The following is an 11,200-nucleotide window of genomic DNA, read 5'->3' as shown; positions in this document are numbered from 1 at the left end:
GTAGGTCAACCGGCCCGCGTCCAGATGGTGAAACAGGCTGGTATCGAGCGCGTGGCTTTCGAAGCGTTTCAGGTCGCCAAGCATCGCGATGTCAGCATCAGCCAGTTCATAATCGGCGGGGATCACTGCGCCTCCCGGTTGGTGGAACGGGTGCGGCGGATCGTTTCCGGGGACAGGGGCGCATCCATCACCGGCGACAGTGTGCTGACTGCGTTGGCCCGCCCGACGCGGTGACCGTCCTCGTTGCGATGACGTTTGATCAGATCGGACAAGCGCGGCTGTTCCGGGTCAACGGCGGCCACCTGACGGTGTGCGGCGAGTTCGGCGGCCATCGCCTCGGATCGTTGCATCAGGTCAGCAAGCTGACGGAGGTCCGACAGGCGAGTGGTCAGGGCGTCGATGGTCGCGGCGACCTGCTGAACGGTATGGAATTGGTGCGTGTGAATATCAGCCATTGAATATACTCCGAAAGAAAAATGCCCCGGCCCCACTGCAATCGGGACCGAGGCATTGAGCCAACACCCGCTTGGGACTGTGCTGACTTGTTCGGAGGGGATGATTGCAGCGTCACCGGTCAACTATATTTATCCGGATTAACAGCAACCTGCCATTTAATAGCGAACAACCGCGATTCTTACATTATCGCGTCATCGCTCTACTGTAGCCCCACGTTGGTTGTTGAATGAACGCTGGCAAATCGAGCAAACAGCCGAAGGCACGGGAGGCCGCGTCCACTTGGTCGTCATGCTTCAGGTTGGGGAACCCGGCGTGTTCGTCCGTGAATTCTTTGTTCCACGGGGCGACGACCATGCTGACGTTTTCGGCGTTCATCTGCGCCGCATAAGGCCGCGCCCGATCAACCTTCGAACCCGTCTCGGGGGTCGCTTCCACGACGTAGCCAGCCAGCGCGTTCGTGAAGTCACGAACCTGCGCGATGCCCGCCTGTCCGGGGTCTTTCGGTAGGGAGATGTAGACGCCCCGGCCATCGGCCGCAGCGGTGTTCAGGATGGTGCTGCGGACCTCTTCCGGGCCGCCCTTGATCCTGACGACATCGAGGATCGTGTATTGGCCCCGGTTGTCCAACTGCATCTTGACCCCGACCGTCCAATCAGAGCCGCGCTTGGTGGTCGCCGCTAAGTCCCACGCCCGGACGATCTTCCGAACATGCACCGAGGCCGCATCGACCGGCTTCAGCAGGTTGGCGCGGAAGACGGCGCCCCCCGGCGGGAGCGGGTTGCACTGATACATGGCTTGGAACGTCAGTTCGTCCCCTCGCCTCTTCTCCTTGTAGAAATCGGCGGTCTGGTAGCCCGGCCAGATCAGTTCGCCGTGGGTGCGGCCGAGGCCCTTGGGCCATGCCGGTTCGTCCTCTTCCTCTTCCCAGATCGCGGGCAGTGACAGGACGGTCCAGTCTTGGTCGTCGCCCGAGTCCTTGGCGAGTTTGATCAGGCGCCCGGCCAGATCGTCGTCGTGCCAGCGCGTCATAATGATGACGATCCGGCCCGAGGGCGTGACACGACCAAGCAGGTTGGCGTTGAACCATTCCCAAAGGTTGTCGCGAAGCTGGTCGGACTTCACGGCCTCGATCCCGCCTACGGGGTCGTCAATGAAGGCCAGATCGGCGCGGAAGCCTTGGAAGGCTTGGCCAGACGACACGGCCAGCAGTTCGCAGCCGTTATCCGTGTTCCAGAGTTCGCGGCTGTCGTTGACCGCCTTCGTCCCGAGGGCGTCGGCATTCATGTTCAGCAGCGACTTGATCCAGTCGCTGTGTTGCCACGCCAGCTTTTGGCTGGACGACGTGACGATGGCCTTGGTTTTCGGGTTGTTCGCGAGGAAAAACGGCGTGAAAATTCTGACGCCGTAGGTCGATTTCGCGACGCCCGGCGGACAGAAGATCATCAGGCGTTTGCACTCGCCCGACGCCACCCGCTTGAGGTGGTGAAGCATAAGGCGGTGATGGCGAGCCGGGGTCGCGTCTTCGTGGTCTTTCACGAAGGCCGGGGCGACGTTCTCTGCGAAGTATTCCAAGTCCTGCTTGAGGGCGCGCTTATGCAGCACCTTCAGAGCGGCTTGCTGGTCCGCGTTGAGGGTCTTCAGGAAGTCCGGGTGTCGAGCGGCACGAAGCTGATCAAGCTGCTGATCAGTGAGCGCGGGCGTCATTCGGTCGAGCGTCGGGACCGAAAATGTCGGTCATCAATTCCGCGTCGGTCTTTTCCTCTGCGGGGTTCGTCGTGATGTTCTCTTGGACAATCGACTGACGCTTCGCGTGGTAATACGGAGCCGCCTCGCGAGCGGCCATCATCGCTTCCTTCAGGGCTGCGATGTCGCCGTTTTCCACGAAGTCCTGAAGGTGGACCTTGCGGTAGAGTTCGATGGTCGAGAGCGGATCGCTGTTCAGCACTTCATCGGCGAACAAGGGCACGTTGTCCTTGGTCATGATCTTCGCGTGAGATTCGTTGATGCGCTCCCGCAGCTTGGAAGCTGAATTCGCGCTTGTGGTGGAGCCGGTCTTACGACCGGCGCCGGGGCGTGCGCCCCCATGATTTCCCGCCATTGGAAAACCTCCGTCTGGATTTGAAGGTATTTATCGGCGGGTCGGGTTTTGGCCGGTCAGAAGTCGAGATGAGTAGCCGGGCATATCTCGACATGATCGGCGAACCCGTTCATGAAATCTGGATGAAGCTAAACGACCTTATCAAAGACGAAGATTGGGACGCGCTCGGCGACGACCCTGACGAACGCTTCGTGCGACTACTCGACATCGCCAAGCTGAATATTGAGCCTCGGCTTGCCCATGCCCGTGAAGAGTATGGCGTCAACTCATCCAGCGTTCTGTATCTTCGCTACGAAATACAAACCGCTCTGCTTGGCGCGGCCAAAGCGGAAGAGGTCACCGAGTTCGAAGACGACGAAATAAAAGGCTGGTCCGACTTCCAAGAAACAGATGCTGACGCTTTTGATGCGAAGCTGAATCTGTTCCACGCCCGCACGAAAGCAGCGTTGCGTAAGAGGGAAGCCGAGACCCGGATTTTGGTCACCGAGAAAGCGGCCAAAAAGTTGAAGTCCGATTTCCAGCGGGTGCGCGAGCAAATCGAAAACTCGACCCAGAAGCCGTCCAAAAAGAAGGACATGCTGCGTAAGCTTCAAGAGATCGAAGATGAACTGAACGGTAGAGGTAGCCTCAACGTCATGAAGACCGCATGGCTGATGGCGCAAGTTCTCACGATACCCGGTGGCGTCACTGCCACTTACGATGCGCTCGATGGACCAGCCCACTCGGTCCTGAAAGACATGGCAGAAGCCACTGCGGAGGCGACAAACTGGACGAGCCGCATCCAACTCACTCCCATGACAAAGAAGTCGGCTCCGCTGGCGATCACTGACAGATCGCAGACTTCGGAAGACTGATCAGGTCAGCGGGAGTGTGTGTGTCGGCGGGCTTGGCGCCCACCGGCATCACTTGCGCGTTCGCTCGGCAAGCCTTCGCTCCGTCGCTTCGTTCTGCTTGATCAAACTTCAGATCATTCGCTTCAAGCAATTCTCTGAAGTGCAATCATCCATGCCAGACACAGTTTTCTCCCCCCCAAGATCACTTCAACAATCGAAGCAACCTTGAGGGGGAGAGACTGACAAGTTCCATGCACTTGGTTTCCTACGCCCCAGAGGCCCCTTGCGGAGCGTGGCTGGCGGTTTCCCTGTAAATCCAGCCGTGAAGCGGTCTTCCTGTCCGACTGCCCCGGTATCCCTTGCGGGTCCGGTAGGCGAATCCAAGGGATGTGCTTACGCAGTGATCTGGTCGAGGTAGTTGCCCGGCGGGTGGTCGTTTTGACAAAACGGTTAGCGAGTTTGAATCTCGCCGCGCCCCTACAACCAGCAAGGAAAATAACCGGGAGGGACAGACGTGTTGTCACCATGTGGACAGCGCACGTCTTCTTTCTAATAGCTCTTTCGCGACAGTCAGGCCGTCACATTCCGAGGGAGCCGCAGAAGGTAGCTGGGTTCGAGCCGTGCATTCCTTCCGGTGTATACCTCTTAAGCCCGCTCTGGCTTCATCGCCCCGGTCAGGCGGCTGGTGTTTCACAGCCTAAAGTCCCGGTCCTGTTTTGTTGGAGGGGTGGCCAACTATCGACCCCTTGAGCGTATGATTTTGCCAGAGTGTTTTGCCAAGATGGTCTTTGGGGAACCAACAAACCCGATAACTTGAACTTACATGGCGCCCGGTTGGGCCGCCATATATTTCGCCGCGATGGCCGCAGCCTCTGCGCCGGTGATGCTGGTCACCGTTCCAGAGCGCGCCCGGAGCTTACCGCCACGGACTTTCTCTTTTGGTTCGGAATTGCCGTGCTTGGCTTCGAGTTCCGCAGCGAACAAACCTTGGCCAGCCGTAGACGGCCTTGCCTTGGATCGGTCGGAGAAATCGCGCTTGGGCGACATCTTGTTTTTGCGGTTCGTAGTCGTCATGGAGTCCACTAAAAGAAAAGCCTCGGAAGCGCGTGGGGCGCTTCCGAGGCTTTCAGACATGCACCCGTTTGAAACGCGCGACTGAAAGTCCGAAACTTGGTAGAACAGCCCCACGCCGTTCCTATACTTCTATTTAGTCAAACTACCAGAATGGCCGCCGCAGGTCATTATTCAAATACGCCGACCAAACTTTCCGCGTGACTTTAGGAACCGCTTGGGCCATAACGAGGAAAGGGCGGCCCCCTAAAGGACCGCCCCGCTCATATCCTAACGGCGCACCACATGTGGTGACTCCCCTTTCTGCTTCGGCCCGTTTGCACCGGGCCTCGGCGGTGGATTTTAGCTTTCAGGAAGCCCCCTCGCCTTGCGGTCTGGGGGCTTTTTGCTGTGCCGAAGCCAGCCCGAGACGTTAAGCACGTCTTGGCTCCGGCCGCAAGGGGGTCGCGAAGTATTCCTGTGGCTGGCTGACCGGCCGTGACTGGTCACGCAACTGGTTGACGGACTTTCAAACTGAAAGTGAAAGTATATGCGGTCTAAAACCGCATATGACGCAACACACACTACGTCATTTTGACGTAGCTAATCACGACCGGTCACAACGCCAATGATAACGATATCCAAAACGATGACGAAGATGGCGATGCAGTTGATTGCAATGCTACCGGTTAAAACGTCGAACTGAAGTTGATTGCAACTCGTTGCACCAACTCGATGGCATTGACGAAGCGACCATCGCAACGACCAACGCAACGTCCGCAACAATGACGAAGGACGAACGATAAGCCGAAGCTCGGAACTAACTTCCGAACTAACTTCGCCGGATCACCATCACGGTGACCCGAGGGGCACGTCAGATTTGGACGTGCCCTCCCCCGCCCACGGAACACGGTCCTTGTTCTCGTGTTCTCCTTATGTTCTATTCCTACCGATCCGGGCAACCGGGCATCGGAAGGTAATCGTGGACAACCCGGCCAAGGCCGCAGCGTAAGGAAATGAACCGGTGAACACGTCTGTATCTACTGCTACGCCCGTCCGTCCCATGCCTGGATGGGCCTATCCCCGGGCCTGGATTTCGAGAGCCGGATCTTCTTCAAGCCCGAAGGTGCGCGTCTGCTGGAACAGGCCTTCCTCGCCCCCCGATACCGGTGCAAACGCATCCACATAGGCGGCAACACCGACCCCTATCAGCCGGTCGAACGCGAGCTGAAATCGACGCGCTCGATCCTCGAGGTCATGCGTCGGTTCAATCACCCGTTCAGCATCATCACCAAATCGGTGCTGATCGCCCGCGACGCCGATATTCTGGGGCCCATGGGTCAGGCCGGCCTGGCCTCCGCCTTCGTCTCCATCACCACCCTGGACCGGGGCCTGGCCCGCGCCATGGAGCCTCGCGCCTCGACCCCGGCCAAACGGCTGGAGGCCATCAGCCGGCTCGCCGACGCGGGCTGTCCCGTCGGCGTCGGCTTCGCCCCGGTCATTCCCGGCCTGAACGACCACGAACTGGAATCGGTACTCGAGGCGGCGGCCAAGGCGGGGGCGACGCGGGCCATGTATGTCACCCTGCGCCTGCCGCTCGAGATCAAGGATTTGTTTCGCGAATGGCTGGCCGACGCCCGCCCCGACCGCGCCGCCCGCGTCATGTCGCTGATCCGCCAGACGCGCGGGGGCAAGGACTACGACGCCGACTGGTCCCAGCGCATGAAGGGAACCGGCCCCGTCGCCGAACTGATCGGCGCCCGCTTCAAGGCCGCCGTCAAACGCTACGGCCTCGATACGCCGCTGCGTTTGCTGGACGAAACCCAGTTCCGCGTCCCCGCCGACGCACGGCCGCAGTTGGAGCTGTTCGGCTAGTCCTCGTGGGCGGCTGACGGGTCGATGGCGCGCGTCACCAGATCGCGCCAGGTCGGGTCGGTGTCATCGACCAGATCGACGTCCTCCATCAGGGCGACCGCCCCCTCCCCGTCCGGCAGGATCAGGCCCAGGATCTCCATTTCCTCGCCTTCCGGCCCCAGATGGGTCTCGGCCTGAACCGCGACGGCCGCCTGTTCCCCGTCCTCCTCCCACCAGATCACCGGCTGGGGCAGGTCCATCTTGATCGGGCGCGGGTCGTCGGTCTCGGCCAGGGCGAAGACGGCCCGGCGCGCCTGGACGTCGTCCAGGGTCGCCACCGCCCCGACGAAGGGCTTCAGCCGGCTCCAGTCGTCGGCGTCGAACCCGCCCCCGTCCTCGGCGAGGCCGTCCTCATTCAGCTCATCGTCCATGGTCATCGCCTACCGTTTGAAAACGCCGACCAGCTCGACATGGCTCGACCAAAGGAACTGGTCCACCGGCGTGACCCGCTCCAGCCGAAAACCGGCGTTGATCAGCACACGGGCGTCCCGCGCAAAGGTCTGGGGATTGCACGACACCCCCACCACCACCCCGGCCTTGGTCGTGGCGATCTGGGCCGTCTGGTCGGCGGCCCCGGCGCGCGGCGGGTCGAACACGATCGCATCGACGCCCTTCAGGTCGTAGGGCGTCAGCGGCCGCCGGAACAGGTCGCGCGCCTCGGCTGTGATCGCCTTCATCCCCTTGGCCGAGCCCACGCCCGCCTTCAGCGCCTCGATCCCCGCCTTGGACGCATCGGCCGCGATCACCGGCGCCACCGTCGCCAGCGGGAAGGTGAAGGTCCCCGCGCCGCAGAACAGGTCGGCGATCTTCTTGGCCCCCTTCACCGCCGCCAGGGCGCGTTCGACCATGGCCGCCTCCGCCTGGGGTACGGCTTGCAGGAAACCTCCCGCCGGCAGGGCTACGGTGGCCGGGCCGAAGGCCACCGTCGGCTGGCGCGCCATCACCAGGGTGTCGCCGGCCAGGCTCAACCGCGCCAGATCGGCCCGGTGCGCGGCGGCGATGGCCCGTCTCTGGGCGTCGGCCGACAGGCCGCCGCCGGAGCGCCGCTCAACCCCGGTCACATCCACGTCCAGCCCCGTCAGGGTCCAGGTCACATGCAGGCTCGGCGCCGATTTCGGATGTTCGAGGAAGGCCGCCGCGATCTCGGTCAGGGCGGGGATGGCCCGCATGATCCGGGGATCGGCCACCGGGCATTCGCGCACCTCGACCAGCCGCCACGAGCGCCGCGCCTTGAACCCCAGCATCACCCGCCCATCCTCGGTGCGTCGCGCGTGCAGGGCCACCCGACGTCGCGTGCCCGGCGGCGTGGCCACGGTCGGTTCGATCTCTGTCTCTATCCCTTCGCGGGCCAGGGCCAGCCGCACCTGGTCCTGCTTCCAGTCCAGATAGGGCTTGTCCGCCCAGTGTTGCAGCGAACAGCCGCCGCAGTCGCCGTATTGCGGCGAGACCGGCGCGATCCGGTCGGGGCTGGGGGTCACGATCTCGACCTGCTCCAGCCGTCCATCGACCACCTCGCCCCGCACCGTCTCGCCCGGCAGGGTCAGGCCCGCGAAGATCGGCCCGTCCGGCGTTTCGGCGACGCCATCGCCCTGTCCGCCGACGCGGCTGATCGTAAAGGTCTGCATCGCCGGGCTTCTAGCCGCCCGGCCCCCACACGCCAAGCCGCAGCCTCAGATCCACTATACGCGGCAGGTCGAACCAACGTCCTCAAGTAGCACGAAGCGCGGTGGGCCACCAAACATGAACGAAAATGAACGGCCTGCTCAAAAGCCGTTCAGCTTCACCCCGATAGACAGGATGCAACAGACAGCCGGTCCACCCGTTCAGCCCTCGTCACTGAACGTCCGACCACAAGGGGTTGAAGATGCGTCTCTCCACCAAGTCCCTCGCCGCCGTTGCGGCCCTGACCATCGGCGCCGTCGCCGCGCCCATGGCCGCCTCGGCCCAAAGCTACGGCTACAGCCAGAACTACGGCACGGGCGCCTACGCCCCCTCCTACGCTTACGGCAATGGCTACCAGCAACAGCAGTACGACCCCTACGCCCGTGAGCGTCAGGGCCGCACGGGCGCCGGAGCCGTCATCGGCGGCGGCGCAGGCGCGGTCATCGGCTCGCAGCTGGCCGCGCGCGGTCGCCGCACCGAGGGCAGCATCCTGGGCGGGGTCCTGGGCGCCGTGGTCGGGTCCCAGGTCGGCCGCTCCAGCTCCGACGCCTGCCGCGCGTACCAGAGCCGCTACGATCAGAGCGGCTACTATGCTCAGGACGGCTACGCCCAGAATGGCTACAGCCAGCCGAGCTATTACGACGACCACTACAGCGGTGATCAGGGCTACCGCTACGACGATTACGACCGTCGTGACGACTATGTTCAGGATCGCGGCTACTACGACGACCGGTCGCGTCCGGTTGAATCCTATCAGAATTCCGACGGATGCCGTCTGGCCGAAAGCCAGGTCCGTCTGCCCGATGGTCGCACGGACACGCGTTACGTCCGCACCTGCCCCGACCAGTACGGCCGCTATCGCGTCGTCGATTAATTTTCAGCCCCCCTGTCGATCGACGACGTGACGGAAGCCGCCGGAGGAGCAATCCCCCGGCGGTTTCTTCTTTCTTGAAGGGCTATCGGCCTTCGGCCTACTTGGACCCTATCACTGCGGTTTCTTGGCCCACAGCAGGAACTCGATATTGCCGTCCCCGCCCGTGATCGGGCTCTCGATCGTCGCCTGCACCGCCCAGCCCAGGGCTTCCAGCCAGTCCGCGACCCGCGCCACGGCCGAGGCATGGGCCGCCGGATCCTTGACCACGCCCTTCTTGCCGATGCCGCTCGGACCGTCGGCCTCGAACTGCGGCTTGACCAGGGTGATCAGGTCCGCCTCCTCAGCCGCCAGATCGAGCGCGACCGGCAGAACCTTGATCAGGCTGATGAAGCTGGCGTCGCACACGATCAGCGACGGCCGCTCCGGGATCAGGTCCGGCGTCAGGTCGCGGGCGTCGGTCCGCTCCAGACTGACCACGCGCGGATCAGCCGCCACCCGGTCGTGCATCTGGCCGAAGCCGACATCGACCGCGAATACCTTTGCCGCCCCGCGATCCAGACAGACCTCGGTGAAGCCGCCGGTGGACGCCCCGACGTCCAGCACCACCCGGCCTTCGACGGCCACGGGCCAGACGGTCAGGGCGTGGTCCAGCTTCAGCGCGCCGCGCCCGACCCAGCGGTGGGCGTCGACATAGCCGATGACGGACTTGGGCCCCACGGTCTGAGATCCGGACTTGGCCGGCGCCCCGTCCACGGTGACGCCGCCGGCCTCGATGGCCGCCTTCGCCCTGGCCCGGCTTTCCGCCAGGCCGCGCGTGACGAGAAGCTGGTCCAGCCTCATCCGATCTCGCTCAGCCGCGCCAGCGCCGCCTGCAGCTTGACCTTGCCCGCCTCGGCCTCGGCCAGTTTGGCCCGCTGTTCATCGACCACTTCCGGCACGGCCCGCGACACGAAGTTGGGATTGCCCAGCTTCTTGTTCACATGGCCGATGTCGCTCTCGAACACGGCGATCTCCTTCTCCAACCGCGCCCGTTCGGCGGTCAGGTCGATGATCCCGGCCAGCGGAATAAACGCAGACACACCACCTACGAGGATAGCGACGGCTCCTTCTGGGCGTTCCGACACTAGCTGGATTTTCTCAAGCCTGGCCAGTGACGAGAAGGTATCGGCGTGGCGCTCGAAACGACCGAAGGCTTCCGGCAGAGGATTATAGATCGCCAATGTCACCTTGGCCCCGGCAGGCAAGCCGATCTCAGCTCGGCTAGAACGAAGCTCTGTAACGGAAGAGATCAACCAGTTGATTTCTTCGTCAGCTACGGTGTCGATGAAGTCATCCGGCAGCACCGGCCATTCGGCGCCGATCAGCAGGCCTTCCCGCGCCGGCCCCTCCTTGCCCAGTTCGGCCCACAGTTCCTCGGTGATGAAGGGCATGACCGGGTGCAGCAGCTTCAGCGTCTGGTCCAGCGTCCAGGCCGTCATGGCCCGCGTCTCGGCCTTGGCGGCCTCATCGGCCCCGTTGAACACCGGCTTGGCCAGTTCCAGATACCAGTCGCAGAAGACGTTCCAGACGAACCGGTACAGCGCGCCCGCCGCATCGTCGAACCGACCGCCCTCGATGGCCTCGGACACGGCGCGCTCGGCCTTGGTCAGTTCGCCGCGGATCCAGCGGTTGATCGTCTGTTCGACCGTCGCGGCATCGAAGCCCTCGACGCGCCGCGCCTCGTTCATCTGGCTGAAGCGGGCGGCGTTCCACAGCTTGGTGCCGAAGTTGCGGTATCCCTCGATCCGCTGCTTCGACAGCTTGATGTCGCGCGTGCCCGACAGGATGGCCATGGTGAAACGCAGCGGATCGGCGCCAAGCTCGTCGATGATGCCCAGGGGATCGATGACGTTCCCCTTGGACTTGCTCATCTTCTGGCCCTTCTCCTCACGGACCAGGCCATTGATGATGACCCGTTTGAACGGGACCTCGCCCATGAAGTGCTGGCCCATCATCATCATCCGGGCGACCCAGAAGAAGATGATGTCCGCCGCCGTGACCAGGTCGCTGGTCGGATAGAACCGCTCCAGATCCTCGGTCTTCTCGGGCCACCCCATGGTCGAGATCGGCCACAGGGCCGAGCTGAACCAGGTGTCCAGAACGTCTTCATCCTGGGTCAGGGCGACCTCGGAATCATAGTCCGCCATCGCCAGTTCGCGGGCGTCTTCCTCGGTCTCGGCGACATAGATCTCGCCGCCCGGCCCATACCAGGCGGGGATGCGGTGTCCCCACCACAGCTGGCGGCTGATGCACCAGGGCTCGATGTTCTCCAGC

General features: G+C 63.0%; 10 protein-coding genes and 1 pseudogene. 3 read left to right on the top strand and 8 right to left on the bottom strand.

Features of this window, described 5'->3' with window-relative positions; genetic code table 11:
• Nucleotides 1-122 precede the first annotated feature (122 nt).
• From Q7J26_RS09455 to Q7J26_RS09445, 3 genes are all read right to left on the bottom strand, one after another.
• Nucleotides 123-455: a hypothetical protein gene (locus tag Q7J26_RS09455; RefSeq protein WP_304936205.1), complete on the bottom strand. Its 333-nt coding sequence runs from the start codon at nucleotides 453-455 to the stop codon at nucleotides 123-125.
• A 184-nt stretch (nucleotides 456-639) separates the two neighbouring features.
• Complete coding sequence (gene terL, locus Q7J26_RS09450; RefSeq protein ID WP_304936204.1) at nucleotides 640-2,160, bottom strand: phage terminase large subunit; 1,521 nt, start codon at nucleotides 2,158-2,160, stop codon at nucleotides 640-642.
• A complete protein-coding gene (locus Q7J26_RS09445; RefSeq protein ID WP_304936203.1) occupies nucleotides 2,141-2,437 on the bottom strand; it encodes a hypothetical protein in 297 nt (98 codons plus the stop codon). The genes terL and Q7J26_RS09445 overlap by 20 nt, the downstream gene beginning before the upstream one ends.
• A 92-nt stretch (nucleotides 2,438-2,529) precedes the next feature.
• On the opposite strand from Q7J26_RS09445, the gene Q7J26_RS09440 reads away from it, so the two are divergent.
• A complete protein-coding gene (locus Q7J26_RS09440) occupies nucleotides 2,530-3,408 on the top strand; it encodes a hypothetical protein (RefSeq protein WP_304936202.1) in 879 nt (292 codons plus the stop codon).
• A gap of 798 nt (nucleotides 3,409-4,206) precedes the next feature.
• Here the strand turns inward: Q7J26_RS09440 and Q7J26_RS09435 are convergent.
• On the bottom strand, nucleotides 4,207-4,461 hold the full coding sequence (locus Q7J26_RS09435; protein ID WP_304936201.1) for a hypothetical protein: 255 nt from the start codon (nucleotides 4,459-4,461) through the stop codon (nucleotides 4,207-4,209).
• 1,002 nt (nucleotides 4,462-5,463) lie between these two features.
• On the opposite strand from Q7J26_RS09435, the pseudogene Q7J26_RS09430 reads away from it, so the two are divergent.
• Nucleotides 5,464-6,312: pseudogene (locus tag Q7J26_RS09430) on the top strand (PA0069 family radical SAM protein); the annotation flags it as partial.
• Here Q7J26_RS09430 and Q7J26_RS09425 read toward each other — a convergent pair.
• Entirely contained in the window at nucleotides 6,309-6,722 is a 414-nt protein-coding gene (locus Q7J26_RS09425; RefSeq protein WP_304936200.1) for a hypothetical protein, read from the bottom strand. The pseudogene Q7J26_RS09430 and the gene Q7J26_RS09425 sit on opposite strands and share 4 nt — an antisense overlap.
• Before the next feature lie 9 nt (nucleotides 6,723-6,731).
• Nucleotides 6,732-7,976 carry a class I SAM-dependent RNA methyltransferase gene (locus tag Q7J26_RS09420; RefSeq protein ID WP_304936199.1) on the bottom strand — a complete coding sequence of 415 codons (1,245 nt, stop codon included), beginning with the start codon at nucleotides 7,974-7,976 and terminating at the stop codon, nucleotides 6,732-6,734.
• Nucleotides 7,977-8,215: 239 nt separating this feature from the next.
• Between Q7J26_RS09420 and Q7J26_RS09415 the strand changes: the two genes are divergently transcribed.
• Nucleotides 8,216-8,887, top strand: coding sequence for a glycine zipper 2TM domain-containing protein (locus Q7J26_RS09415; protein ID WP_304936198.1), 672 nt, complete (start codon nucleotides 8,216-8,218; stop codon nucleotides 8,885-8,887).
• 111 nt (nucleotides 8,888-8,998) lie between these two features.
• Here Q7J26_RS09415 and Q7J26_RS09410 read toward each other — a convergent pair whose 3' ends face one another.
• Entirely contained in the window at nucleotides 8,999-9,727 is a 729-nt protein-coding gene (locus Q7J26_RS09410) for a TlyA family RNA methyltransferase (protein ID WP_304936197.1), read from the bottom strand.
• Nucleotides 9,724-11,200 (bottom strand): class I tRNA ligase family protein (locus Q7J26_RS09405; protein ID WP_304936196.1); only part of this gene is annotated, 1,477 nt, incomplete at its 5' end. The genes Q7J26_RS09410 and Q7J26_RS09405, both read right to left, overlap by 4 nt.

Source organism: Brevundimonas sp., assembly GCF_030656255.1.
Lineage (GTDB): Bacteria > Pseudomonadota > Alphaproteobacteria > Caulobacterales > Caulobacteraceae > Brevundimonas.
This window is presented reverse-complemented; position numbering and strand designations above follow the sequence as displayed.

What these genes read in the sequence shown, in the direction of transcription:
- terL (WP_304936204.1), bottom strand. Translation starts at nt 2,160, where the DNA reads ATGACGCCCGCGCTCACTGATCAGCAGCTTGATCAGCTTCGTGCCGCT.
- Q7J26_RS09425 (WP_304936200.1), bottom strand. Translation starts at nt 6,722, where the DNA reads ATGGACGATGAGCTGAATGAGGACGGCCTCGCCGAGGACGGGGGCGGG.
- Q7J26_RS09445 (WP_304936203.1), bottom strand. Translation starts at nt 2,437, where the DNA reads ATGACCAAGGACAACGTGCCCTTGTTCGCCGATGAAGTGCTGAACAGC.
- Q7J26_RS09455 (WP_304936205.1), bottom strand. Translation starts at nt 455, where the DNA reads ATGGCTGATATTCACACGCACCAATTCCATACCGTTCAGCAGGTCGCC.
- Q7J26_RS09410 (WP_304936197.1), bottom strand. Translation starts at nt 9,727, where the DNA reads ATGAGGCTGGACCAGCTTCTCGTCACGCGCGGCCTGGCGGAAAGCCGG.
- Q7J26_RS09420 (WP_304936199.1), bottom strand. Translation starts at nt 7,976, where the DNA reads ATGCAGACCTTTACGATCAGCCGCGTCGGCGGACAGGGCGATGGCGTC.
- Q7J26_RS09435 (WP_304936201.1), bottom strand. Translation starts at nt 4,461, where the DNA reads ATGACGACTACGAACCGCAAAAACAAGATGTCGCCCAAGCGCGATTTC.
- Q7J26_RS09415 (WP_304936198.1), top strand. Translation starts at nt 8,216, where the DNA reads ATGCGTCTCTCCACCAAGTCCCTCGCCGCCGTTGCGGCCCTGACCATC.